The organism is Nonomuraea sp. NPDC059194, from assembly GCF_042754765.1.
Taxonomy (GTDB): domain Bacteria; phylum Actinomycetota; class Actinomycetes; order Streptosporangiales; family Streptosporangiaceae; genus Nonomuraea.
Genome location: NZ_JBHZBH010000031.1, coordinates 25,057 through 50,151, shown reverse-complemented (window position 1 = coordinate 50,151; position 25,095 = coordinate 25,057). Strand labels below are relative to the sequence as shown.

The following is a 25,095-nucleotide window of genomic DNA, read 5'->3' as shown; positions in this document are numbered from 1 at the left end:
GCTCACCGATCCTCATCCCGCCTCCATCACTGTCACCAGGTTGTGCTGCAGGCAGGGGCCTCCGGCGGCGTGCCCGACGGTACGGCGCGCGGCGCCGTCCATGATCCGCTGGGCCGCCTCGCCGATCCTGATGAGCCCGGTGGCCATGACGGGGTCGGCCGACAGCGGCCCGCCCGAGGGGTTGATCACCGTCGAGGACGGCAGCTCCATGGCCTCCCGCAGGATGATCTCCTCGTGGCTGAACGACGCGTGCAGCTCGGCCACGTCCACCGGCCCCTTGCCGACTCCGGCCGCGCGTGCGGCGTCGGCGGCGGAGGCCGATCTGGCCAGGTCGCGCATGCCGAGGTAGTGGGGTTCGATGCGGTGCGCGATCCCTCGGATGTAGGCGGGGTTGGCGCAGATCCGCCCGGCCAGGTCGCCGGCCGCCAGCACCACCGCGGCGGCCCCGTCGGTGATCGGCGCGATGTCCCATTCCTTCAGCGGCTCCACCACCGGCTCGCCCTCCTCCAGCGGCAGGTGGAGCGCGTTCGGGTTGGCCAGCCCGTCCGTACGGCTGCGCCTGGCGATCTCGTCGAGCGCCGCGCGGTCCGCGCCGAGGGCGGCGGCCTGCAACGCGGCGAACGACAGCCGGTCCAGCCCCAGCGGCTCCAGGTAGTAGGGGTCGAGCTGGAGCGTCATGATCGTGCGCAGGTCGCCGAGCGACGACTTGCCGAAGCCGTAGACGAGCGCGGTGTCGACGTCGCCGTGCTGCAGCCGTACCCAGGCCTCGTAGAGCGCCCAGGCCCCGTCCATCTCCACGTGCGACTCGGAGATCGGCGGCCACGCACCGAGCGCGTCGAGCGCGGAGACGAACGAGAAGGGCGCCCCGGCCAGGTAGTCGCAGGAGCCCGAGCAGGTGAACCCGAACGCCGACAGGCCCGACTGCTCCCGCACCGCCCTGATGACCGGCAGGATCAGCTCGGGCTCCGACAGCCCGGTGTCGTGGGCGGTGTGCCTGGTCTGGGCGAAGGCGACGACGGCCACGTCACGCATCACAGCTCCACGTCCGGCTCGCCCGTGGGGGCGAACCACTTGATGTTCGACATCGACAGCGTGCGCTCCTGCTCGGGCACCCACACGGCGCGCACCCGCATGCCCTGCCGTACCTCGTGGGCGGGGATCCCGCCGACCAGGGCGATCATCGGTATATCCGCGTTGTCGAGCAGGATGTAGGCGGACACGAACGGCACCTCGGGGGCGCGCGGGTCGGGCAGGTTGTTGATCGCGAACGTGGTGACGGTGCCGGTGTCGGGCAGCGGCACCTCCTCGCTGATCGGGTTGCCGCATCCGGGGCACGACAGGCGGTAGGGGACGTAGACCTTCTCGCAGGTGCCGCAGCGGCAGCCGAGGAACACCCCGTCCCTGACGCCTTCGAGGAACCTGGTGAGGGAGGGGCTCGCGGTCAGCCGGTAGGCGGTCCTGATCGGCGAGACGATCTTCGTGACCTCGGGGGCGAAGTGGGAGATGTCGGTGATGTGCCCGGTGCGTGCGGCCCGCCAGACGGGGCGGACCCTGGTGCCGGGCGGCAGCGCCCTGGAGTCGCCCGCGTCGACCGCGTGGACGAGCGCGGTGTCGGCGCCGTCGAGCCTGATCAGGGCCCAGGCGAACGGGCGGTCGAGCGGGTGGCTGTCCAGCGGCCGGTGGACCCAGGCGGAGCCGGTGACCGTACCGGCGGGGCCGACCTCGACCCACTCGCCGGTGACGGGCTCGCCGGTAGCGGGGTCGTACTCCAGCGCGGGCACCAGCGTCCTGCCCTCGGCGGTGCGGACCCCCATCAGCCGTCCGTCCCTCAGCTCGGTGAGGAAGCGGCCGATGACGGGTCCTGTGGTCCTGGTGTAGCCGCCGGGGAATTCCAGGACGTGGTCGGCGGTCAGCGGCTCAGATGGCACGGTCGCGACCCTCCCAGTACGGCGCGCGGAGCTTGCGTTTGAGCAGCTTGCCGTTCGGCTCGCGGGGCATCTCCTCGATGAAGTCGATCGACCTGGGCCACTTCATCCTGGCCAGCCGTCCCTCCAGCGACCCGAGGATCTCGGCGGCGAGCTCGGGGCCCGGCGTGACGCCCTGGGCAGGCTCGACCACGGCCTTGATCTGCTCGCCCCACTCCTCGTCGGGGATGCCGAACACGGCCACGTCCGCGACCATGGGATGAATCATGATCTCGTTCTCGATCTCGGCGGGGTAGATGTTCGCGCCACCCGAGATGATCAGATCGGCCTTGCGGTCGCAGAGGTAGAGGAAGCCGTCCTCGTCGAGATAGCCGATGTCGCCGACGGTGAAGTGGTCCTTCAACCGGGCGGCGGCGGTCTTGGCCGGGTCGCCCTTGTACTCGAAGGCGACGCCCATCATCTTCATGTAGATCGTGCCCGGGGTGCCGGTCGGGACGGGTTCGCCCTCGTCGTCCACGATGAGCAGTTCGCTGATCGGCCACGGGGTGCCCACGGTGCCGGGGTGCTTCTTCCAGCCGTCGGGCGTGGCGATGGTGCCGCCGCCCTCGGTGGCCGCGTAGTACTCGTAGACGCAGTCGCCCCACCACTCCAACATCGCCCACTTCACCGGGACGGGACAGGGGGCGGCGGCGTGGATCATCCAGCGGAGCGAGGAGAGGTCGTATGCCGCGCGGGTCTGCTCCGGCAGCGAGAGCAGGCGCTTGAAGTGCGTGGGCACCAGGTGGGAGCTGGTGACCCGGTGGCGCTCGCACAGGCGGAGCAGGTCCTCGGCGTCCCAGGTGTCCATGTAGACGAGCGTGTGGCCCATGTGCAGCGCCGTACCTCCGAACTGGGTGACGGCGGTGTGGTAGCTCGGCGAGGTGACCAGGTGGGCGTTGGGCCGGCCCGGCGTGATGCCGAACAGGCTGAGCAGGAACGTCATCAGCTCGGCGCCGTCGTCGGGGTCCAGGCCGGACAGCGGGCGCCTGACGCCCTTGGGCTTGCCGGTGGTGCCCGAGGTGTAGTGCATGGTGGCGCCCGCCGTACGGTCAGGGGGCATGGTGGTGGGGCGGCCTCGGGTCAGCTCCTCCACCGGCCTGAAGCCTGGCAGGTCGCCGAAGGCGAACGAGCCGCCCTCGACCAGGGGCGCGGCGTCGGCGAAGCGCGGGTGGACGAACAGCGCCTTGGCCTCGCTGTCGGCCACGATGTAGGCGATCTCGGGCGCGGCCAGGTGCCAGTTGATCGGCGTGTAGTACCAGCCCGCCTGTAACGCGGCGAGGTAGAGGACGAGCCCGTCGGCGCCGTTCGGCACCAGGCCGCAGATGCCGTCGCCCGGCTGGAGCCCGAGCTCGCGCAGGCCGTGGACGAGCTGGTTGGCCCTGGCGAGCAGGTCTCCCGCGCGATGTTCGGCGCCGTCGGGATCGACCGCGGCGATCCACTCGGGATCCGCCTGCGCCAGCCTCCAGAAACCGAGCGTGCCCATAGGGAACTCCCTAGAACCTGTTCTCGTTTGTGACGGCAGACTAACCCGCGGTGAAGCAGCCTAGCAAGCGCTTGATCCACCCCTCCGCGCCTGAGAGGATCGGCCCCTACCCCGCCGTGGAGGTCAGCCGTGGACATCCTGCCGATCAGCACCCCCCACTGCCGCGTCGAACGCGACGGCCACGTCGTGATCGTCACCATGGACCGCCCCGAGGCCAGGAACGCCCTGTCCTCCGACATGCTCATCGGCCTCGCCTCCGCCTGGGCCTACGTCTCGGCCGAACGGGAGGTCCGCGTGGCCATCCTGACCGGCGCGAACGGCACCTTCTGCGCGGGCGCCGACCTCAAGGCCATGGGTCAGCCGTCCGCCGACCCCGAGGTCCAGGCCAGGGCCGCGGCCATCCCGAACTTCCACTGGAAGGGGCTGCTGCGCGAGGACCTGCCGACCAAGCCGATCGTCTGCGCCGCCGAGGGCTACGCGGTCGCGGGCGGCACCGAACTGCTCGTCGGCACCGACCTGCGGGTGGTCGGCGAGTCGGCCACCCTCGGGCTGTTCGAGGCCAAGCGGGCGCTGTTCCCCATGGGCGGCAGCGCGATCAGGCTGCCCCGCCAGATCCCCTACTGCCACGCCATGGACCTGCTCCTCACCGGGCGGTCGGTCACCGCGGCGGAGGCGCTGTCGATGGGGCTGGTGAACAGGGTCGTCCCCGACGGCCGGGCTCTTTCGGTGGCACGGGAGATCGCCGACGACATCGCGGCCTCGGGGCCGCTGGCCGTACAGGCGATCCTGCGCACCTACCGGGACACGCTCGGCCTGCCGGAGCCCGAGGCGCTGAAGGTCTCCGACGAGTACGGCTGGCCGGTGATCGGCTCACAGGACGCGAAGGAGGGGGCGCGAGCCTTCAAGGACAAGCGCCCCGCCCACTACGAGGGCCACTGAGGCAGCCATAGGTTCAGCCAGGCGTGCATGCGTAACGCATGATAGATTGCTTGTGTGGCGGAGAATCTGCAGATCAGAAATGTTCCAGAAGAGCTCCACGCGACCATCGCCGCGAGGGCTCGCGCCCAGGGGCTGACGATTTCGCAGTATCTGCTGCGTCGCATCGCTCAGATCGAGGGGAAGCCCGAGATCGGCGAGGTGCTCGACGCGCACTGGGAGAAGACCAGAGGGCAGAAGCGAGCCAGGCGAGGCACTGCGGCGAGCCTGCTCGAAGAGGATCGGGATCGCTGATCCATGCTCGTCATCGATGCCTCAGCAATGGTCGAGGCCCTGACTTCAGAGCCCGCCGACATCCCCGACCTGATCGCGCGACTGCGTGGTGCAGAGTGGATGAGCGCCCCCTTTCTCATCGACTACGAAGTCCACAACGTCCTGCGAAAGATGGTCTTCCGCGGCGATATCTCGAAGGATCTCGCCGAAGAGTCGCGACTCGCCTTCAGAAGCCTCCGCCTCTCCCGCCATGCCATGACCGAGAGCATGTCCGACCGCGTGTGGGAGCTACGGCAGAACGCGTCAGCTTATGACGCCTCCTACGTCGCGCTCGCCGAGACCCTCGGCGTACCGCTGGTCACCACAGAACGGCGGCTCGCCGAGGCACTCAGGGGGCGCGCCTCGATCGAGATCGAGAGTTATGCCTGACGTCACGTCTCGGTGATGTGGCCGAGGCGCTCCATGGCCTCGATGTACCCCTCCACCATCTCGAACACCACGTCGCGCGCGCTCTTCACCTGGTTCATCGTGCCGATGATCTGCCCGGCGGGGAAGGTCGCCAGCTCGGCCGCGTCGGACCGGCCGATGCGCCGCAGCGCGTCCGACACCAGCATGAACTGCAACGGCATCGGCAGCGTGCCCGGCGAATTCTCCGCCTCCCACGCGTCGGTCCACTCGTTCCTGAGGAGCCTTGCGGGCTTGCCGGTCCAGCTGCGCGAGCGGACCGTGTCCCTGGAGGTCGCCGACAGGATCCGCCGCTTGGCCGCCTCGGGCGTGTCCGCCTCCTCGACGGTCAGCCAGATCGACCCCGTCCACACGCCCTCCGCGCCCAGCGCCATTCCGGCCGCCATCTGCCTGCCGCCGCCGATGCCGCCCGCCGCCAGGACCGGCACGTCGGAGCCGTCGGGACCGGCCCCCTTGAGCGCGTCCACGACCTGCGGGATGAGCACCATCGTGGAGATCTCACCGGTGTGCCCGCCCGCCTCGGTGCCCTGCGCGACGACCACGTCCACGCCGACCTCGGCCTGCTTGACGGCGTGGCGGGGAGTGGAGGCCAGCGCGGCCACCTTGACCCCGTGCGCATGCGCCAGCTCGACGATGTCGGCGGGAGGCGGGCCGAGGGCGTTGGCCAGCAGCGCGATCGGGTGCCGCAGCGCCACCTCGACCTGCGGCCTGGCGGTCGCGTCCGTCCAGCCGAGCAGGACCCTGCCGGGGTCGGCGTCCTCCGGCAGCGGGGGCACGCCGTGCTCGGCGAGCAGGTTCTCGACGAAGCTCCGGTGCCCGCCGGGGATCATGCCCTGCAGGCGGGAGACCAGCTCCTCTGGCGGGAAGTCGGCGCCCTCGTAGGAGGCGGGCATGACCACGTCGACGCCGTACGGTCGGCCGTCGACGTGGTCGTCGATCCACTTGAGCTCCAGTTCGAGCTCTTCCGGGGTGAAGTAGAGGGCGCCCAGCACGCCCATCCCGCCCGCGCGGCTGACCGCGGCGACGACATCCCGGCAGTGGCTGAAGGCGAAAATCGGTAACTCGATCCCGAACAGGTCGGTGACTCGTGTCCGCATGGGCCGACGATACGATCGGGGCCGGGAAAACTGCAACGTGTTCTACTCTAGAACCTTTCGTCGGTCCGACCCGCCGACCCACCCCGGCCACCCGCCTACCGGCTCCTTGGAGGCTCGGCGGTGGGTTCTTCGGACGGCGAGGCGGCGACCCGGGGCCGCGCGGCCGAGGGTCGGGCGCCGGGAGCCGGAACGCCGAAGGACCGGCCCCGTCCGAACGGAGCCGGTCCCCCCACATCGTGACTACTTGCCGGGCTCGGGGTCCCTGGGCAGGCCGAGCATGCGCTCGCCGATGATGTTGAGCTGCACCTCCGTCGTCCCGCCGTAGATGGTCATCGCCCGGGTCGCCAGCACCGCCCTGTTCCAGTAGCCCGCGTCACCCAGCTTCATGTCCGCCGCCGCCGTCGCCGCCTCGCCCAGCAGCTCGACCGCCGTCTCCGACACGTGCTGCGCGTGCGAGGTCGACAGCAGCTTGCGCACCGAGGCGTCGGCGCCGGGCTCGGAGCCCGCCAACTGCTTCAGCGTCACCCGCAGCGACAGCGCGTTGATCGAGTGTCCCTCGCAGACGACCGCCGCGACCGCCTGCTCCTCCACCGCCGTCAGCGGCCTGCCGAGCCGGGAGACCAGCCCCAGCAGGTCGGGCACGGACGCGCCGGTGCCGCCGGAGCCCGACGACAGCGACACCCGCTCGTTGGACAGCGTGTTGCGGGCGACCTTCCAGCCCTCCCCGACCTGCCCGACGACCAGGTCGTCCGGCACGAAGACCTCGTCCAGGAACACCTCGTTGAACAGGTTCTCGCCGGTCATCTCGGTCAGCGGCCTGACCGTGACCCCCGGCGACTTCATGTCGACGAGGAAGTAGGTGATGCCCTCGTGCTTGGAGCCCGCCGAGGAGTTGCGCGCGATGCAGATGCCCCACTCGGCGACGTGCGCGACGGAGGTCCAGATCTTCTGCCCGGTGAGGGTCCAGCCGCCCTCCACCTGGGTGGCCTTCATCTGGAGCGAGGCCAGGTCGGAGCCCGCTCCCGGCTCGGAGAACAGCTGGCACCAGATCGTCTCGCCGGCCAGCGTCTTGGGCAGGAAGCGTTCCTGCTGCTCCCGCGTGCCGTACGCGACGACGGACGGCACCACCCAGGCGCCGATGATCATGTTGGGCGTCTTGACCTTGGCCGCCTTGAGCTCCTGCTGGATGAGCACCTGCTCCAGCGGGTCGGCGTCGCGGCCCCACGGCTTGGGCAGGTGCGGCATGACGAACCCGGCCGCGGCCAGCGCCCTGCGCTGCTCGACGCCCTCCAGAGTGGCGATGTCGGCGATCTCGGCGGCGATCGAGGCGCGCAGCGCGGCCGCCGAGTCGGGCAGGTCGATCTCCATCGAGCGGCCCACGCCGGACAGGGCGAGCGAGGCGACGGTGGCGGCCCAGGTGGAGGAGGAGCCGAGCAGCGCCCTGAGCGTGAGCGCGCGCCGGTAGTAGAGGTGGGCGTCGTGCTCGAAGGTGTAGCCGATGCCGCCGAAGGTCTGGATGGCGTCCTTGGCGCACTGCACGGCCGCGTCGGGCGCCATCACACCCGCGACGGCCGCGGCGTAGTCGCGCTCGGCGCCGGTGGCCCTGGTCGCGTCCCAGACGGTGGCGCGGGCCTGCTCCAGCGCGACGAGCATGCGCGACAGCTTGTGCTTGATGCCCTGGAACTGCCCGATCGGCCGGCCGAACTGCACGCGCACCTTGGCGTAGTCGGCCGCCGCCCGTACGCACCAGGCCGCCAGGCCGGTCGCCTCGGCGCCCAGGATGATCGCGGCGAGGTTCTGCACGTCCACCGCGCCCAGCACCCGGTCGGCCGGTACGGTCACCGCCTCCAGCGTCACCGTGGCCACGGCCCTGGTGATGTCGAGCGAGGCGACCGGCTCGACGGAGACCTGCGCGGCGTCCACCGCCACCCATACGTCGCCGACGGGAAGCACGAGCACGTCGGCCAGCGCGCCGCCGAGCACGTGCGCCGCCGTACCGGAGACGACCATGGAGTCGCCGTCGGCGCTGGCGAGGGTGGCCGACATCGCAACGGCGCCGGTCAGCGAGCCGTCGGCGAGCCCCGGGAGCAGTTCGGCGCGCGCCTTGTCGGACTCGGCTGCGGCGATGGTCGCGCTCGCCAGCACGGTCGGCACGAACGGGCCCGGCGTCATGCGCTCGGCCAGCGCCTCGGTGACGACGGCCGCCTCCAGCAGGCCGTATCCGGATCCGCCGAACTCCTCGGGCAGGTGCAGCCCGAGCAGCCCCTGCTCGGCCAGGCCCGGCCAGAACGGCGGACGCCCGCCCTCCTGGGACCGCACGACCTCGGCGGGCACGTTGCGCTCCGCCCAGCCCGCCACCGACTCGCGGAGCGCCTCGTGCTCCTCGCTCAACCCGATCGCCATGTCGCCTCCTATGGTTCCCAGAACCATATTCTAGAGGATCCTTCTATGACGAACGTAGCCCCTTCACGAGAGTGTTGAGATCACGCCAGTGGCTCTTGCCGCTGTCGGGGATCGTGGCCAGCAGCATGGCGGGCTTCTTCTTGCCCGCCGCGACCACCGCGGCCAGCGCCTGCGCCGAGTGCCGTTCGCCGTCGACGGTGTAGTCGACCCGGAAGCCGACGATCCAACCCGTGCCCTTGGCCGGCTTCTGCGAGCCCGTCCAGGTGACGGAGGCGCCCTCGGGATGCTGGGCGCGCAGCGACCAGCGGGCCGCCCTGACGGCGAGCTCCCTGTAGTCGGCGCTGGTCTCGGGCTTGTCGGCGGTCACGGGCAGCGGCGCCGAGGCCACCATCGTGTGCGGGATCTCCACCTTGCCCACCCGCTGGGCGATCGCGAAGGGCGCGAAGGACTTGGCCGCCCACGGCTTGCCGAGTTTGGGATAGCTGATGCCGGTCCGCTTGTCGACGATCGTGCCGGTCACCGCGCTGGCCTTGCCGGGCATCGTCGGGAAGGCCAGGCTCTCCGGCACGGGTGCCAGCGCGGTCACGTCCTCCCGCACACCGGGGGCGGCGGGACCCGAGGCCTGCGCCCGCTGCGGCTCGGTGAGGTCGGGCTCGTCGCCGGAGAACAGCGCGAAGATCGCCACAACCGCGAGCACGGTGGCGACCACCGCGGCGAGCAGGTAGACGACCTTGATCGGCACGTCACCGACACCGGTCACGAGCCGCGCGAACAACCCTCTGCGCGGCGGCGCGGATGGTGTCCGGTACTGGCCCGCCGTCGGCGGCATCGGCACGTGGACGGTCTGGTCGGCCGGGGGGATCTCCACTCGCTGGAAAGGAGTGGTGGGCGCCTCGTAGGAGGGTTGATACGGCTCCTGTCCCTGATTGTGCGCCATGTTCCGAGGCTACGTGATCGACCGTCTTCCGTGGACCGAATGTCGTTCTGTATGGTCACCCGCATGAGGGGCTTCTACGAGATCGCCGCCGCCGAGCCCGACCGCCCCGCCGTCCTGGGGCAGGACGGCCGCACCTACGGGGAGTTGCTCGCCCACGCCAACCGGCTCTCCCACGCCCTGATCGAGCGCGGGGTCGGGCCTGGCGCCGCCGTCGTCACGGTGCTGCGCAACGGCCCCGAGGCGCTGGCCATGATGCTCGCCACCTACCAACTCGGCGCCTACCACGTGCCGGTGAACTGGCACTTCACCGAGGAGGAGATCGGCTACATCGTCGCCGACAGCGGGGCGAAGGTCGTCGTCGACACCCCTCTGCCGGTGGCCGGGCTTCCCGCCGACGCGCCGCCGCACCGGCGCGCGGGCTCGATGATGCTCTACACCTCCGGCACCACCGGCAGGCCCAAGGGGGTACGGCGGCGCCTGCTCGACCTGACGCCCGAGGACCTCTACCCCATCCTCATGCGCAAGAGCTGGAAGCACTTCGGACTGCCGTTCGGCGGGGTCCACCTGGTGTGTTCGCAGCTCTACCACTCCGCCCCGTACGGCCAGGCGATGATGGCCCTCAACCTCGGCCACGCGATCGTCGCGCCGGAGCGGTTCGACGCCATCCAGACGATGGAGCTGATCGAGGGCCACCGGGTGACGAACGCGTTCATGGTGCCGACGATGTTCCACCGGCTGCTCGCCGTACCCGATCGGGAGAAGTACGACCTGTCGTCGCTCACCCACCTCTACCACGGCGCCGCCCCCTGCCCTCCTGCGACCAAGCGGGCGATGATCGACTGGCTGGGGCCCGTGCTGTGGGAGTACTACGGCTCGACCGAGGCGGCCGTGGCGACGATGGTCTCCTCGCAGGAGTGGCTGGCCAGGCCGGGCACGGTCGGCAGGGCGCTGGAGGGGATGGCGTTCACGGTCGTCGGCGAGGATGGCCGCCAGGCCGCCCCCGGCGAGCCTGGGCTCGTCTACATCGGCGGCATCAACAGGTTCGAGTACCACGGCGATCCGGGCAAGACCGCCGCCGCCATGCGCGGACGCGACTACACGCCCGGCGACATCGGCTACCTCGACGAGGACGGCTACCTGTTCCTGCTGGACCGCAGGACCGACCTGATCATCTCGGGCGGCGTCAACGTCTATCCCGCCGAGGTCGAGGCGGCGCTGCTGGAGCATCCCGCGGTCGCCGACGTGGCCGTGATCGGCGTGCCCGACGAGGAGTGGGGGCACCGGATCGTCGCGCTGGTCCAGCCCGCCCAGGGCGTGCCGCCGGGCGACGAGCTCACCGCCGAGCTGCTGCGGCATTGCGAGCCGCGCCTGGCCAGGCTCAAGCACCCCCGGGTGATCGAATACCGCGCACGGCTGCCGCGCACCCCCACGGGCAAGCTGAGCAGGCGCGATGTCAGGCAGGCGTATCTTTCCGGTTGATGCGGGGAACATAACCGCGCATGAGGATGATCGTCGCGGGCATCGCAGCCACAGCTTTGCTCATTTCCGGCTGCACGGGCTCCATCTCACGGTCCACGCCCGTGCCCTCGCCGTCGCCGACCGCCACCGCCATGACGGGGTCCGCGCACGAGCTGGAGACCGCCTACGAGCGGGTCATCAAGAACGTGCTGCCGTCGATCGTGCAGATCACCACGAAAGTCGGCCTCGGCTCGGGCATCGTCTACGACACGGCCGGGCACGTCGTGACCAACGCCCACGTGGTGGGCGAGGCGAAGGAGCTGGAGGTCACGCCGGCGACCGGCGGTCCTCCGCGCAAGGCCAGGGTGGTCGCCTCCTTCCCCGCGGGCGACCTGGCGGTGATCAAGGTGAGCGACGCCAGCGGGCTCACCCCCGCCAAGTTCGCCGACTCCTCGAAGCTGCGCGTCGGCCAGATCGTGCTGGCCATGGGCAATCCGCTGGGCTACTCCGGCAGCGTCACCAACGGCATCGTGTCGGCGCTCGGCCGTACGATCAGCGAGCCGCAGCGAGAGGGCGGCTCGTCCGTCGCGACGATCGCCAACGCCATCCAGACCTCGGCCGCGATCAACCCGGGCAACAGCGGCGGCGCGCTGGTCGACCTGTCGGGGCAGGTGGTCGGGATCCCGACGTTGACGGCCACCGACCCCGAGCTGGGCGGAGGGTCCGCGCCCGGCATCGGCTTCGCCATCCCCAGCAACACCGCCACCGACATCGCCGCGCAGATCGTGAAGGACGGCAAGGTCACCAACACGCGCAAGGCCGCGCTCGGCATCGTCGGCCGCACGGTGGTCGGCCGCGACGGCTCCGGCATCGGGGTCGGCGTGGTCAGGGTCTCCCCCGACGGAGGCGCGGCCAGGGCGGGCATCAGGGAGGGCGACATCATCGTCTCGGTGAACGGCACCAGCACCCGGACCATGTCGGCTCTGTCGGAGGTCCTCGCGGAGCTGAAGCCCGGCGATCAGACCAAGGTCGAGGTGGTCAGGGCGGACGGCTCCACCGACACCCTCACCGTGACGCTCATCGAGCTCACTGCTTGACGGAGAAGACGATCTCGACGCGGCGGTTCTTCGCCCTGTTCTCCTCGCTGGGCCTGCCGTCGACGACATTGGGGAGCCTCGGCCTGGTCTCGCCGAAGCCCGCCGCCTCGAACGTCACCGCGCCGCCCGCCAGCCGTTCCAGCGCCTGCTGGACGGCACGCGCCCGCCGCAGCGACAACGCCTGGTTGTAGCCGTCGGCGCCCTGGTCGTCGGTGTGGCCGTAGACCTTGACCGCCCCGTCCGCCGACTCGGCCTTGATCTTGTCCGCGACCGAGGCCAGCCGCTGCCTGGCCTTGGCGGTGAGCACCCACTTGTCCAGCGCGAACAGCACGTCGCTGGTGAGCGCCACCGTCACCTGCCTGCCTTCGGTCGAGACGTTCTCGGTGCCGTCGAGCGACTCGACCTCGGCGACCACGTCCTCCACCGGCGCGATGACGTCCTCGATGGGCGCCACGGGATCGGCTAGCAGTGTGACCACGAGCGCGAGCTCAGGAAACAGGAACATCCGTGAACACTCCCAGCACCCTGAGGTCGACGTTGATCTTCGTGACGTCGGCGGGTGGGGCGGCGAACGTCGCGTGCAGCGGCAGCACCTCGCCCGGCTCGGTGAAGACGTCGTAGTCGGAGCACAGGCACGTCGCGCGGGGGTACTGGCCCGTCCTGGCGACCTTGTAGCGCTTGCCGTTCACGGGGTCGACGAGGTTGACCCCACCCACGGTCAGGCCGAGGCCCGCGGGCGTGTCGCCCATGTCGGTCCCCATATCCCACCTGCTCTCGCCCTGGTTGGTGACCGTCCATGCCAGCGTGGCCAGCTTGCCCTGACGCTTGAGGCTGGTGATGCTCACCAGCAGGTCGGCGCCGCCCGCCTTCACCTCGCGGCTCGCGATCGTCGTCTGCTGCTCGGCGGGAGCGCTCTGGGCCTGCTGCTCGGGGGGAGCGCTCTCGGTCTGCTGCTCGGGCGGAGCGCTCTCGGCCTGCTGGGGAGCGGCGCTGCTTTCCGCCGCGATGGGCTGGCTCTGCTGCTGCTTCTCCTCACCGCCGCCACCGCCGAACTGGGCGGGCATCATCCCGCAGCCGCTCAGCGCGGCGGCCAGCGTGACCGTCACCGCGGCGCTTCGTGCCATCGTGCGTATCTTCATCCTGCTCTTACCTCTTGCGGTCGGGAGATCGACGAGCCAGACACTAGGAGGACGACGTTCAGGATCCGTATAGCCGGCTGTTATCGCAGGCCACGGCGGCGACGCGACTCCATCGCGAGCTCCTCCGCCTCGGTGAGCCAACGGCGGTCACCGAGAGCGTCAAACTCTCCCATAGCCTCTGTAATCGCATCAACTGCCCCATCTACCTCATCAAGGTCGAGATGGGCGGCGGCGATCGTCAGCAGCGCCCTGGCCCTGCCGCGCCTGTCGCCGTGCGTCTCGAACACCGCCATCGCATGCCGCGCCGCCGTACCCGCCGCGTCGGGGCGGCCCTCGGCCGTGGCCACGTTCGCCAGCACCAGCGCAGCCGTGGCCTCGGGCAGCCGGTCGCCGAGCCGTCTGCTCAGCGCCAGCGCCCGCTCGGCCGCCTGCCCGGCCTCCCTCGTCCTGCGCCGACCGAGGTCGAGCGCCGCCAGGTCGAGGAGGGTGGCGGCCTCGCCGCGCGGATCGCCCAGCTCCCGATAGCCGTCAAGGGCCCGGCGCAGCAGTTCCTCACTCCCCCGCAGCTCGCCCAGCGCCCGCAGCGCGTCGGCCAGGCCGCGCGGATCGGCGCCGAAGGCGGCCAGGCACTCGGCGAAGCAGCCTTCCGCCTCATCGAGACGGCCCTGAGCGCGGTAGACCAGGCCGAGCCGCAGCGTCGTGCGCGCCACCTCGCCCTGCTCGGTCAGCGGCAGCGCAGCGCGCAACGCGTCGGCGGCCTCCTGGAGCCTGCCCTCGGCCCTGTCGAGGTCGGCGAGCGAGCGCAGCAGCAGCGCCTGACCGTGCCGGTGCCCGGCCCTGCGCGCCGATTCCAGGCCGAGCCGCGCGCCGGCCCGCCAGTCGTCGTGGTAGGCGCCCAGCTCGAACAGCGGGGTCAGGTAGAACGCCAGGCGCCACGCCGCCTCGTCCATGCGCGCCCTGTGCAGGTCGGCGACCGCCGCCACCATGAACGTGCGCTCGGCGGCCAGCCAGCGCGCCGACTCGGCCAGCCGGGTGGTCGCCAGGTCCCGTTCGGCGGTCCTGGCCAGGGTCAGGCCCGAGCCGGGCTCCGCGGGCAGCATCAGCTCCCTCGCCCTGCGGGCGCGGTCGAGGATCTCCCCCGCGACCTTCTCCAGTACGGCCGAGGCGGCGCCCTCCTCCTCGGCCAGGCGCTCGGCGGCGTACAGGCGGGTCAGGTCGTGCCAGCCGTACCGGTCGAGGCCGCGCTCCTGCAGCAGCCCCGCCTCCGTCAGCGCCTCCAGCACCCGCCGGCCCGCCCGCTCATCACCGCCGCGAGCCAGGAGGGCGGCGGCGATCCACGGGGCGACGTCGGGTGCGGTGAGGGCGCCGAGGCGGCGCAGCAGGACGCGCTCATCGTCGGCCAGCGCCCGGTAGCCGAGCGCCAGGCTCGACCGGACGGCGAGGTCGCCCGCGCTCAGCTCGTCCAGCCTGCCGCGTTCGTCGCCCAGCAGGTCCGCGAGGTACTCCAGCGTCCAACCCCCGCGCCGCGCCAGCCTCGACCCCGCGATCCGCAGCGCCAGCGGCAGCCCTCCGCACAGCCGCGCGATGCGCCTGGCCTGCTCGGGCTCGGCGGCGATCCGGTCGGCGCCGACGATCCCGGCCAGCATCGCCACCGCCTCGCCCGGTTCCAGCACGTCGATCGGGTATGCGCGGGCCGCCTCCAGGCCGAACAGCGGCGACCTGCTCGTCACCAGCGTCATGCAGCCCGCTCCGGTCGGCAGCAGCGCCCTGACCTGCGCCTCGCTGGTGGCGTCGTCGAGCACGACGAGCACCCGCCGGCCGGCCACCAGGCTGCGGTAGAGGCGCACCCGCTCGTCGAGCGTCGCAGGGACCGCGCCGTCGGGGCAGCCGAGCGAGCGCACCAGGTCCTCCAGGACGGCGCCGGGTGTCCTGTCTCGCAGGGAGGCGTACAGCGTGCCGTCGGGCAGGTCGAGCCCGCCCGCCGCGTGGACGGCGAGCGCGGTCTTGCCCGAGCCCGCCGGGCCGTACAGGACGAGGTGGACGGGCGCGGCCCCCGGCACGGGGACCGCCGCCCTGATCCAGCCGAGCACCGCCTCCCTGCCGGTGAAGTCGGCGATGTCCGGCGGCGTCTCGTTGGGCACGCCCACCATGTCGTCCGCCGCGAGCACCCTGTCGTGCGCCTCGCGCAGCTCGGGGCCTGGTTCGAGGCCGAGCTCGTCCACGAGCACGCCGCGCGCCGACTGGTATGCCTCCAGCGCCTCCGACCTGCGGCCCGCCTGGTGGAGCGCGAGCATCAGCTGCGCCCACGCCCGCTCCCTGAGCGGGTGGGCGGCCACCAGCGCGCGCAGCTCGCCGATCACCTCGCCGCCCCTGCCGAGCTCCAGGTCGAGCGCGACCCGCTCCTCCAGCGCCGCCAGCCGCAGCTCCTCCAGCGGTACGGCACGCGCCCGCCGCAGCTCGCCGTCGATCCCGTCGAGCGCCGGGCCCCGCCACAGCCCCAGCGCCTCCCGCAGCAGCTCGGCCGCCTCCCGCGCACCGCCCGCGTCCCTGGCCCTGCGCGCGGACGCCACCATGCGCTCGAAGCGCAACGCGTCGACCTCGTCCGGATCGACCGCCAGCAGGTAGCCGCCGGGCACCGTCCTGATGCCGTCGACGAGCTTGCGCAGCGCGCTCACGTACACCCTGAGCACCGCCTCGGCCGAGGCGGGCGGCTCGTCCCCCCACACGGCGGCCACCAGCCGGTCGACGGTGACCGGGTGCCCCGCGTGCAGCAGCAGCGCGGCCAGCAGCACCCGGTGCTTGGCCGGGCCGGGGGTCACCTCGCGCTCCCCGTCGCGCACGGCCAGCGGCCCGAGCAGGCGGAAGCGCGCGCTCATCCCTGTGCGGCCCGCACGTCGAACGAGCCGAACCTGACGCTCACCCGCCGGTCCCCGTCTGGAGCGGCGAAGACCCCGCTCGGTCCGGGGCCGAGCGGGTCGCTCGTGTCGGTGGCCTCGCCGACGAGCTCCTCGTCGAGCCACATCCGCAGGACCGTCTTCGGCCCTTCGCTCCTGCATTCGACGACGATGCGGCGATCGCCGGACTTCTCGGGCGCCGGTCCTGAGTCGAGCAGCGCGCCCTTACCGGCCTGGCGTTTGGTGATCGTGGCCTGGCCCGCGCTGGTCACGGCGAACTCGTAGCGCCGGGCGGCGTCGACCCCCCTGCACCACACGCCGAACTCGCCGGTGCCGGTGACCCGCCGCGCCTTCGCGCTGATCACCGCGCCCGTGTCGGGCTCGGTGGGCAACGGCGCCGAACGCCACAGCCGCCAGCCGGGATTGGCGGTGAGCACGTAGTGATCGCCCGACCGCTCGACGGTGCCGCCGTCGGTGCTGCCCGTCTCCCAGCTGGCGAAGTCGGCATGGTACGGCCAGGCGGGCGCCCCTGGCCTGAACACCACCAGGCCCGCCACCGCGACCGCGACCACGAGAACCGCCGCGCCCGCCGCCCACAGCCACCGCCGCCGCTTGACCGCCACAGGCCCACGAGCAGAAGGTGGCCCCACCCTCGTGGACCCGGCACCCTCGAAGATCTCCGGCGCGCGGTTCGGCGGCTCCGGCGGGCGGTTCGGAAGCTCGGGCGCGCGGTTCGGCGGCTCGGACACTCGGTTCGGCGGCTCGGACACTCGGTTCGGAGGCTCGGGACCTCGGTGAAGGGTCTCCGAGGCCCGGTGCGGCGGCTCTGCGCCCGGCGCGGCAACGACGGCACCCTGCGCGCCGCCGACGGGACCCGGCACGGCGGCGGGGGCCGGTGGGGTGGTGACGGGGCCGGTCCAGGTGCGTTCGACGACCATGGTGGCCGCCGCGGGGGTCGGCTGGCCGCCCACGAGTTCGGCGAGCAACTGCTGGGCCGTCGGCCGCTTGGCGGGATCCTTGGCCATCGCCCACTCGACGACCCCGCGCGCCCGCTCGTCGAGCCCCTGCAGGTGGGGCCCCTCGTTCACGATCCGGTACAGCACCTCGGCAGGCGCCCCACCACCGAACGGCAACCGCCCCGTCCCCGCGAACGCGATCACCCCGCCCCACGCGAACACGTCCGCCGACGGCCCGGCCTGCTCGCCCCGCACCTGCTCGGGCGCCATGAACGCGGGCGTCCCCATGATCGCCTGACTGACCAGGCTGTCCGCGCCCACGAGCTGCGCGATGCCGAAGTCGATCACGCGCGGCCCGAGCGGCGACAGCAGCACGTTCGACGGCTTGAGATCGCGGTGGATCACTCCCGCGCCGTGGATGGCCGACAGCGCGGTCGCGATCCCGACCGCGAGCGCCTCCAGGTTCCCGCCGGTCAACGGCCCCTGCTCCCGTACGGCATGCGACAGGTCGGGTCCCTTGACGTACTCGGTGACCAGGTAGGCCACCTCCCCGTCCAGCCCCGCGTCGAGCACGGGCGCGGTGCAGAACCTGGCGACCGTCCTGGCTGCCGACACCTCCCGGGAGAAGCGCCGCCTGAAGGCGGGGTCGCGCGCCAGAGCAGGGTGGATGACCTTGACCGCGGCCAGCCCTCCCGTGGGCGTGGCGGCCAGGTGCACCTCGCCCATCCCGCCGCGGCCGAGCACCCGCAGCAGCGTGTATCCGCCGATCACCTGAGGTGTCACAGCAGCCCCGCCACGTCTTCACGCGACAGTGCCGCGCCCCCGGCGTACGCCTCGGCGAACGCCTGCTCGCCCAGCGCCGCCCGCGCCCGGTCGCGTACCAGCGCCACGTCGCGGTCGCCCGCCGGTGACATGCCGCGCAGCCCCGAGCCGACGCCGAGCAGGGTGGCCGCCCTGCCGTGGTCGCCGCGCAGGCCCGCGACGCCCGCGAGCCCCTCCACCGCGTGCGCCAGCACCGGCATGCTCTGCACCCGCAACGCCGCGACGAACGCCTCCTCGTGCAGGGCCGCGGCGAGCTCGACATCGCCCGAGGCCGCCGCGATGCGGCCGAGCGCCACGCCGATGTACACGTCAACCAGCGACTCACCGAAGGATCCGCTCAGCTGCTCCCTGGCCCGCACCTCCTCGTAGCGGCGTCGGGACTGCTCCAGGTCGCCGCGCAGCCTGGCCACCTCGGCCAGGCCGCAGCTGGCCCTGGTGGTGCCCTCCAGCGCGCCGACCCTGCGGGCCAGCTCCGCCGCGCGCCGGTAGTCGGCCTCCGCCTGGTCGAGGTCGCCGAGCAGCAGTTCGCCCTCGCCGCGCTGGCAGAGCAGGTCGGCGATGTCCTCCTGCGCGCCGAGCTCGCCGACCAGCCGCAGCGCCTCCTCGATCAGCTCGGTGAACCGCTCCCGCTCGCCGCGCCAGGCGGCCACCCTGACCAGCTCTGACAGCGCCATCGCCATGCCGAGCCGTTCGCCGAGGGAGCGGAAGTAGTCGAGCGCGAGCGAGAACTCCCGCTCGGTGCCCTCCACGTCGCTCTCCATCAGGTAGCAGAGGAACCCCCTGCCGACGTGCCTGAGGCCGTTGACCCACGCGTCGTCGCTGGCCTGGACGCGTTCCATCATCACCTGGAGGAACCCGTCCTCGATGGAGGGTCCGACGAAGCTGCCCCAGAAGAACGTCAGCTGGGGACGGTCGGTGATCAGGTCCATGGCGCGCATCAGCTGCTGCGCCTTCTCCAGATGCGCACCGCCGGAGACGGCGCTGGTCACGCAGATCACGTACTCGGCCTCGAGCCCCTCGGGCGGACTGGCCGAGCCGAGGGCGGCCAGCAGCGCGCGGGCGGGCCGCACGCCGACGCCCCGCCGTCCGCGCAGCCACCAGTACGTCGAGAGGTCGGCGAAGATCCGCAACGCCATCGCCGGGTCATGCTCGGTGGCCCAGCCCAGCGCGGCCACCAGGTTGTCGTGCTCAGGGTCGAGCCTGGCCGCCCACTCCAGCTGCTCGGCGCGCAGCAGGTGCGGGGCCGCCTCGCGCAGCAGGCCGAGGAAGTACTCGGCGTGGGCCCTGCGGTAGGTGTCCACCTCTCCCGCCTCGTCCAGCCGCTCGGCGCAGAACGCCCTGATGGTCTGCAGCATCCTGTAGCGGTCGCCGACCACCTCGACCAGCGACTTGTCGGCCAGCCCCGTGAGCAGCTCGACCGTGTCCCGGGTGCCGCAGACCCGCTCGGCCGCCTCCAGCCTGGCGCCGTCGGCGAACACCGTCAGCCGCCTGGCGACCTCCTGCTCCTGCTCGTCCAGCAGGCCCCAGCTCCACTCGACGACCGCCCGCAGCGTGCGGTGCCGTGGCTGTGCCGTACGGCTGCCGCGCGACAGCAGCCCGAGCCCGTCGTCGAGTCTGGCGGCGACCTCGGCGACCGACAGCGAGCGCAGGCGGGCGGCGGCCAGCTCGATCGCCAGCGGCAGCCCGTCGAGCGCCGCGCAGATCCGCTGGACGTCGGCGAGGTTGCCCTCGTCCACCGTGAATCCCGGACGCACGGCGGCCGCCCTGTCCTCGAACAGGTGGACGGCGAGCGAGCCCGGCAGCGGCGGCACCGGCCGGATGCGTTCGCCGGTGATGCCGAGCGCCTCCCTGCTGGTGGCCAGGACGCGCAGGTCGGGGCAGGCGCTCAGCAGGCGGTGGGCCAGCCCGGCCGCGGCCTCGATCACGTGCTCGCAGTTGTCGAGGACGAGCAGCATCGGCTGCCCCGCCAGCGCGGTGACCAGGCGGTCGGCGGGGTCGGGCACGTCCTGCCCGACGCGCAGGCCCAGTCTGGTGAGTACGGCCTGCGCCACGTCGCCGTCCTCGGCCAGCGCGCCCAGCTCGACGAAGCCCACCTCGCCGCGAACCGTGGCCGCTGACTCGATGGCGAGCCTGGTCTTGCCCGCCCCGCCGGGCCCGGTGAGCGTCACCAGCCTGGCCCGCTCCAGCAGGCCGCCCACCTCTGCCACGTCGGACTCCCTGCCGACGAAGCTGGTGAGCTGCGCGGGCAGCACGGCCGCCGCACGCTCGGGCGCGGCAGCGGCCTGGCCGTGGTGGCGCCCCGGGACGGCAGCGGCCTGCTCAGGGTGCGGGCCCAGGCCGGCAGCGGGCGTGTGGAGCTCGCCCCGCAGCGCGGCCAGGTGGATCTCCCGCAGCTCCGGCGAGGGGTCGACGCCCAGCTCGTCGGCCAGCGTCCGGCGGGCGTCCTCGAAGACGGCCAGCGCCTCTGTCTGCCTACCCCCGGCGTACATGGCCCTGATGAGCTGCCCGCGCAGCCGCTCCCTGACGGGGTGCGCCGCCACCAGCTCCTGCAGCTCGGCCACCAGCTCCCGGTGCCTGCCCAGCTCGAGGTCCGCCTCGATACGATCCTCCGTCGCGGCGATCCTGAGCTCTTCGAGCCGCGCCGCCTGCGCGGGCGCGAACGGCGCCTCGCGCACGTCGGCCAGCGCCGGCCCCCGCCACAACCGCAGTGCCTCGGCCAGCAGCGCGGACCGCCGGGCGGCCGGTTCGGCGGCGCGTCCCTGGCGGATCAGGTGCTCGAAGCGGTGGGCGTCGACCTCCTCACCGTCGACGGCGAGGCGGTATCCGGCCGGGTGGAACTCGATCGCGGTGTCCAGGCTCCTGCGCAGGCGGGAGATCTGCGACTGCAGGGCGTTGGTCTCGCCGGTCACGGGCTGCTCGCCGTAAAGGCCCTCGATGAGCCGTTCGATCGACACGATCCGGCCCGCGTCGAGGACGAGCAGCGCCAGCAGCGCGCGCAGGCGGGCGCCGCCGACGGTGACCGCGCCGCCGTCGGCTCGTCGCGCCTCGACGGGGCCGAGGATCCCGAACCGCATCAGCCGACCCCGCGCGTGAACACGGCCCGCGGCGCCTCTGCCGAGGCCGGGCGGGGCACGTCAGCTGCGGGGGAAGCGAGGCTGTCCGCCCTATTAGTCACGATCGCGGCCATAGCCCGTCGATGCTATCGAATCACGGCATATACGCCCGGCCAGTGTGTTATCGGATCACGGATTATGCGCCCGGCCGGTGCTCCAGGCCCACGCCGCGATGCCGACCCGGTTCTTCACGCCCAGCTTGCGCTGGATGCTGGCGATGTGGTTCTTGACCGTGCCCGCCGACAGGAAAAGCTCCTCGGCGATCTCGGCGTTGGTCTTGGCCTGGGCGACGAGGCGGGCGACGTCGTCCTCCCTGTCGGTGAGGCCGGCGTCCGTCAAGGGGGCATCGGGAGCGCTCGAACCGCGCAACAGACCGACCGTGAGCTGGGGGCTGATGAGGACGTCCCCGCTCATCGCCGCCCGTACCGCCTCGACGAGCAGCGTGGGCCCCGAGCGCTTGAGCACGAACCCCGAGGCGCCGTGCCGCAGCGCCGCCCGCACGTACTCCTCCTCGCCGAACGTCGTCACGACCACCACCTGGATGCCGGTCCCTGCCAGCGCCCGCGTGACCTCGATGCCGTCGGCCCTGGGCATCCTGATGTCGGCGAGCACCACGTCGGGGCGGATCGCGAGCGCGGTCTCGACAGCCGTGACGCCGTCGGCGGCCTCGGCGACCACGGTCATGTCGGGCTGGGCGTCGAGGATGAGCCGGAACGCGCTCCTGATGCCTTCCTGGTCGTCGGCGACGAGGATCCGGGTGGACACGCCGTTCATCGTGCCAGAGGCAGCCGCGCCACCAGCGACCACCCTCCTGGTACGGCGGCGGCCCGCAGCGTCCCGCCCATCGCCTCGACCTGCTCGGCCAGCCCGGAAAGCCCGAACCCACCCCGCCGCGAGCCCCGCTCCCCGCCACCGACTCCGCCGTCGACCCCCCCGCCTCGCCCCTCCCGCTCCCCGCCACCGACTCCGTCGTTGGTCACGGTCACCACGAGCGTCCCGCCCTCGGCGCGAACGGCGACGTCCACCCTGGTCGCCTCTTGGGCGTGGCGGCGCACATTGGTCAGCGCCTCGACGACGACCCGGTAGCCGAGCCCCGCCACCTCCTCCGGCGCCTCGACCTCCTCGACCGCCAGTTCCACGCGGGCGGACCCCGCCGCGGTGAACCTGGCCGCCAGCTCGGCCAGCCCGTCGAGGCGAGGGCTGTCGTGCAACTCCAGCACGGTGCGGTCCAGCGTCTCCATCGCCCGCAGGCCCGCCTGCTCGACCCGCTGGAGCGCCGCCAGCGCCTGGGCGGGCTCGGCGACACCGACCACCTGCCCCGCCTGTGCCTGCGCCACCATCTCGCTGACGTCGTGGGCGACGAAGTCGTGCAGGTCCCTGGCCAGGCGGAGCCGCTGCCTGGCCCGCTCGTCCTCGACCGCGCGCACCCTGCGGGTGTCGAGCGAGCGCAGGTAGCCGCCCACGCCTGCGACGCCGCACACGCCGAGGCCCCAGAACGCGCACATGCCCAGGGCCTCCAGTGGCGAGGCGGGCACCAGGTAGCGCAGCAGCCACACCGAGGCGGCCAACCCCGTCACCACGCCGGACGGCACCGCCTGCCGTACCGGGGACCAGCGGGCGATGAGCCCGACCAGGGCGGCCAGCGTGAGGCTCTCGGCCAGCCCCATCAGGTCCTCGCCCCTGCGCGGACCGCTGATCATGTACCAGAGGGTGACCGCCAGGGAGAGCCCCGCGGCGGCACCGGCCAGCACGGGCAGGCGCGACCGCCCGCGGGCGCCACCGACGACCACCCACGCCAGCGCCACCACCGCCGCCACCAGCGGCACCACCGTCGCCACCAAGGGCACCACCGTCGCCGCCAGGGGCACCACCGTCGCCGCCAGGGGCACCACCGTCGCCGCCAGGGGCAGCACCGAGAAATTCACGGCAGCCACGATACGGACATGCCGAACGGCACCCGCCAACCCCCACGAAGCGTTCACAACCTGCCGAACGGCACATGGTCTCCACCCGGGGCCCGACCCGAGGCTTGAGGCATGACAACGATCATCTCGAAGGCGGGTTACGCGGCGGCCGCCTGGTCGGTCGGCTACGCGGCGCTCGGTGTGTCATGGGCGCTGGGCGCGCCCGGCTTCCCCTGGGGCGCGAGCGACCCCGACCTCGACGGCCAGATCTCCCTCCTGGCGGGCCTGTCCCCCAACCCCGGCGGCTGGTGGATCGCCGCCTTCGCCCTGCTCTGCGCGGCCACCTCGGCGGCGCTGGTACGTGGCCGCGGCAGGGTTCCGCTGCTGGTGGCGTGGCCGCTGGCGGGGTTCCTCGTGCTGGTGATCCCCGACTCCCGCCTCATGATGGGCGTCGCCTACACGCCGCTGCTGGCAGTGGCCGCCTTCCTCGACGGCCCTTGGGGCCAGGTCGGCCTCGGCGACGTCTGGCAGTGGCCGGTGCTCAACCAGCTGCTGTGCGTGCTCGGCGGCGCCCTGATCGCGGCGGCGGCCGTGACCGCCCAGCGCCGCCGCCGCGACGCGTGCCTGTCCTGCGGGCGTACGGACGACGGCGCGGGCTGGACCACTCCCGCCGCGGCCGCCCGCTGGGGCCGTACGGCGGTCGCCATCGCGGTCGCCACCCCGTTGTTCTACTGCGCGACCCGGTGGGCGTGGGCGCTCGGCATCCCGCTCGGGGTGAGCGAGGGCTTCCTTGAGCAGGGCGAGAAGGACGCGCCCGGCATCTGGCTGGCCGGCGCCTACCTGGCGACGTTCGGCGCGCTGGGCGGCGTGCTCACCCTCGGGCTGGTGCAACGCTGGGGCGAGATCTTCCCCCGCTGGATCCCCGGCCTGCGCGGCCGTCGCGTACCGCCCCTACTCGCCATCGTCCCCGCCACGCTGGTGGCGACTATCGTCACCGTGGCCGGCCTGACCTACATCAGGCGAGCGCTGGCCGGGGCCTTCGAGCTGGCGGAGTGGGGCGCGTGGCTGCCCGAGTGCTTCTGGCCGATCTGGGGCCTGGCCCTCGGCGCCGCCGCCCTCGCCTACGCCCTGCGCAGGAGGGGCCGCTGCGCCCACTGCGGGCGGGGCGCGGTGGCCGCGGCCCGGAGCACGACGGCGATGTAGAGGACCTGCTCGGGAATGCGCTGCCATAGCGGGGTCGCGGCCTGGTCGCCCAAGGGGACGTCGGCGACGACGGCGTAGATGTTGGCGGGCAGCAGCCCCACGAACAGCAGCGCGAGCGCGAGCCCCGCCGCCCACCTGGTCGAGCGGATCACCAGGCCGAGCGCGCCGAGCAGCTCGAACACGCCGGTCAGGTACACCATCAGGCTGGGAAACGGCACGAACGGCGGCACGATCGCCACCATGTCGCCGTGACTGGGCATGACGGTGACGCTGTCAGGGACGAAGTGGGCGCTGGCGGTCAGCACGAGCATGACGGCCATGCCGTGCGCGGCGGCCACCGCCCAGGTGTCGAAACGGCGGACGCCCAGCGCGCCCAGGAGCCGGAAGACGAGGGTGCTCACGACGAGAGCGATCAGGACGATCACGACTACCTCCATGTATTGGATAGTCATGCTATCCAATTGCTTCCGCGAAGGCAATGCGTGTTAAAAATCTTTGACATCATGTCAAAAACGTCATACCTTGCTCGTGTGTCGTACGAAGAAAAGGGCATCTGGGTCTACCTCGCCGTGAACGTGGTGACGTTCACGGCCTACATCGCCGTCATCCTCAGCCGCACCGGCGACGGCGGGCTGACCGAGGTGCCCTACGTGTCCCCCCTGCTGTGGACGATCGGCATCGCCATCGGCGCCTCCGTCGTGGGACGCGTCCTGATGGAGATCGCCAAACCCAGCGAGTCCCACCGCTCCGACGTACGCGACAAGGAGATCAACCGCCTCGGCGAGTACGTCGGCGGAACGATCCTCTCGATCGGCATGCTCCTGCCGTTCGTCCTCGCCCTGGCCGACGCCGACCACTTCTGGATCGCCAACGGCATGTACGCGGTCTACGTACTGGCCGGGCTGGTCGGGCCGGCCGTCAAGCTCATCGCCTACCGACGGGGCATGTAGC

Annotated in this window: 21 protein-coding genes; 7 read left to right on the top strand and 14 right to left on the bottom strand. The window is 72.3% G+C overall.

All coding sequences use genetic code 11. The features are described from left to right. Positions 1-12: 12 nt before the first annotated feature. The 3 genes from ACFXJ8_RS31265 to ACFXJ8_RS31255 are packed head-to-tail and all read right to left on the bottom strand — an operon-like array spanning position 13 to position 3,447. Complete coding sequence (locus ACFXJ8_RS31265; protein WP_379647570.1) at positions 13-1,032, bottom strand: lipid-transfer protein; 1,020 nt, start codon at positions 1,030-1,032, stop codon at positions 13-15. Then, the gene (locus tag ACFXJ8_RS31260; RefSeq protein ID WP_379647569.1) at positions 1,032-1,928 is read right to left on the bottom strand and encodes a Zn-ribbon domain-containing OB-fold protein; all 897 of its coding nucleotides are present in this window, start codon (positions 1,926-1,928) and stop codon (positions 1,032-1,034) included. The genes ACFXJ8_RS31265 and ACFXJ8_RS31260 overlap by 1 nt, the downstream gene beginning before the upstream one ends. Beyond that, positions 1,918-3,447 (bottom strand): acyl-CoA synthetase, encoded by a 1,530-nt coding sequence (locus ACFXJ8_RS31255; protein ID WP_379647568.1) that lies wholly within the window; start codon positions 3,445-3,447, stop codon positions 1,918-1,920. The genes ACFXJ8_RS31260 and ACFXJ8_RS31255 overlap by 11 nt, the downstream gene beginning before the upstream one ends. A 129-nt stretch (positions 3,448-3,576) precedes the next feature. Here ACFXJ8_RS31255 and ACFXJ8_RS31250 point away from each other — a divergent pair, with 129 nt between their 5' ends. The 3 genes from ACFXJ8_RS31250 to ACFXJ8_RS31240 are packed head-to-tail and all read left to right on the top strand — an operon-like array spanning position 3,577 to position 5,085. Beyond that, complete coding sequence (locus ACFXJ8_RS31250; protein WP_379647567.1) at positions 3,577-4,386, top strand: crotonase/enoyl-CoA hydratase family protein; 810 nt, start codon at positions 3,577-3,579, stop codon at positions 4,384-4,386. Positions 4,387-4,440: 54 nt separating this feature from the next. Next, entirely contained in the window at positions 4,441-4,677 is a 237-nt protein-coding gene (locus ACFXJ8_RS31245; RefSeq protein ID WP_379647566.1) for a hypothetical protein, read from the top strand. A 3-nt stretch (positions 4,678-4,680) separates the two neighbouring features. Next, positions 4,681-5,085, top strand: a complete 405-nt coding sequence (locus ACFXJ8_RS31240; protein ID WP_379647565.1) for a type II toxin-antitoxin system VapC family toxin — start codon at positions 4,681-4,683, stop codon at positions 5,083-5,085. 2 nt (positions 5,086-5,087) lie between these two features. Here the strand turns inward: ACFXJ8_RS31240 and ACFXJ8_RS31235 are convergent, their stop codons facing one another. The 3 genes from ACFXJ8_RS31235 to ACFXJ8_RS31225 all read right to left on the bottom strand — a co-directional run bounded on the left by ACFXJ8_RS31235 (position 5,088) and on the right by ACFXJ8_RS31225 (position 9,558). Continuing rightward, a complete protein-coding gene (locus ACFXJ8_RS31235; RefSeq protein ID WP_379647564.1) occupies positions 5,088-6,218 on the bottom strand; it encodes an NAD(P)H-dependent flavin oxidoreductase in 1,131 nt (376 codons plus the stop codon). Between the two features lie 240 nt (positions 6,219-6,458). Continuing rightward, on the bottom strand, positions 6,459-8,621 hold the full coding sequence (locus ACFXJ8_RS31230) for an acyl-CoA dehydrogenase (RefSeq protein WP_379647563.1): 2,163 nt from the start codon (positions 8,619-8,621) through the stop codon (positions 6,459-6,461). 43 nt (positions 8,622-8,664) lie between these two features. Continuing rightward, positions 8,665-9,558: a hypothetical protein gene (locus ACFXJ8_RS31225; protein ID WP_379647562.1), complete on the bottom strand. Its 894-nt coding sequence runs from the start codon at positions 9,556-9,558 to the stop codon at positions 8,665-8,667. Positions 9,559-9,621: 63 nt separating this feature from the next. Here ACFXJ8_RS31225 and ACFXJ8_RS31220 point away from each other — a divergent pair, with 63 nt between their 5' ends. Both ACFXJ8_RS31220 and ACFXJ8_RS31215 read left to right on the top strand, forming a co-directional pair. Then, positions 9,622-11,037 carry an AMP-binding protein gene (locus ACFXJ8_RS31220; RefSeq protein ID WP_379647561.1) on the top strand — a complete coding sequence of 472 codons (1,416 nt, stop codon included), beginning with the start codon at positions 9,622-9,624 and terminating at the stop codon, positions 11,035-11,037. 20 nt (positions 11,038-11,057) lie between these two features. Beyond that, entirely contained in the window at positions 11,058-12,113 is a 1,056-nt protein-coding gene (locus ACFXJ8_RS31215; protein WP_379647560.1) for a S1C family serine protease, read from the top strand. Here ACFXJ8_RS31215 and ACFXJ8_RS31210 read toward each other — a convergent pair. The 7 genes from ACFXJ8_RS31210 to ACFXJ8_RS31180 form a co-directional block, all read right to left on the bottom strand. Further along, positions 12,103-12,618 (bottom strand): OmpA family protein, encoded by a 516-nt coding sequence (locus ACFXJ8_RS31210; protein WP_379647559.1) that lies wholly within the window; start codon positions 12,616-12,618, stop codon positions 12,103-12,105. The genes ACFXJ8_RS31215 and ACFXJ8_RS31210 overlap by 11 nt on opposite strands. Continuing rightward, the gene (locus ACFXJ8_RS31205) at positions 12,602-13,237 is read right to left on the bottom strand and encodes a hypothetical protein (RefSeq protein ID WP_379647558.1); all 636 of its coding nucleotides are present in this window, start codon (positions 13,235-13,237) and stop codon (positions 12,602-12,604) included. Before ACFXJ8_RS31205 ends, ACFXJ8_RS31210 begins: the two co-directional genes overlap by 17 nt. A gap of 95 nt (positions 13,238-13,332) precedes the next feature. Further along, positions 13,333-16,128 (bottom strand): BTAD domain-containing putative transcriptional regulator, encoded by a 2,796-nt coding sequence (locus tag ACFXJ8_RS31200; protein WP_379647557.1) that lies wholly within the window; start codon positions 16,126-16,128, stop codon positions 13,333-13,335. Further along, a complete protein-coding gene (locus tag ACFXJ8_RS31195) occupies positions 16,125-17,885 on the bottom strand; it encodes a serine/threonine-protein kinase (RefSeq protein ID WP_379647556.1) in 1,761 nt (586 codons plus the stop codon). Before ACFXJ8_RS31195 ends, ACFXJ8_RS31200 begins: the two co-directional genes overlap by 4 nt. After that, complete coding sequence (locus tag ACFXJ8_RS31190) at positions 17,882-20,998, bottom strand: BTAD domain-containing putative transcriptional regulator (protein WP_379647555.1); 3,117 nt, start codon at positions 20,996-20,998, stop codon at positions 17,882-17,884. The genes ACFXJ8_RS31195 and ACFXJ8_RS31190 overlap by 4 nt, the downstream gene beginning before the upstream one ends. Positions 20,999-21,166: 168 nt before the next feature. Next, positions 21,167-21,802: a response regulator gene (locus tag ACFXJ8_RS31185; protein WP_379647554.1), complete on the bottom strand. Its 636-nt coding sequence runs from the start codon at positions 21,800-21,802 to the stop codon at positions 21,167-21,169. Positions 21,803-21,807: 5 nt separating this feature from the next. After that, positions 21,808-22,962 carry a sensor histidine kinase gene (locus ACFXJ8_RS31180; protein ID WP_379647553.1) on the bottom strand — a complete coding sequence of 385 codons (1,155 nt, stop codon included), beginning with the start codon at positions 22,960-22,962 and terminating at the stop codon, positions 21,808-21,810. 111 nt (positions 22,963-23,073) lie between these two features. On the opposite strand from ACFXJ8_RS31180, the gene ACFXJ8_RS31175 reads away from it, so the two are divergent. Beyond that, positions 23,074-24,144 (top strand): hypothetical protein, encoded by a 1,071-nt coding sequence (locus tag ACFXJ8_RS31175; RefSeq protein WP_379647552.1) that lies wholly within the window; start codon positions 23,074-23,076, stop codon positions 24,142-24,144. On the opposite strand, the gene ACFXJ8_RS31170 is transcribed toward ACFXJ8_RS31175, so the two are convergent. Beyond that, positions 24,063-24,581 carry a hypothetical protein gene (locus ACFXJ8_RS31170; protein WP_379647551.1) on the bottom strand — a complete coding sequence of 173 codons (519 nt, stop codon included), beginning with the start codon at positions 24,579-24,581 and terminating at the stop codon, positions 24,063-24,065. The genes ACFXJ8_RS31175 and ACFXJ8_RS31170 overlap by 82 nt on opposite strands. Before the next feature lie 93 nt (positions 24,582-24,674). On the opposite strand from ACFXJ8_RS31170, the gene ACFXJ8_RS31165 reads away from it, so the two are divergent. Further along, entirely contained in the window at positions 24,675-25,094 is a 420-nt protein-coding gene (locus ACFXJ8_RS31165) for a hypothetical protein (protein WP_379647550.1), read from the top strand. Position 25,095: the final 1 nt, after the last annotated feature.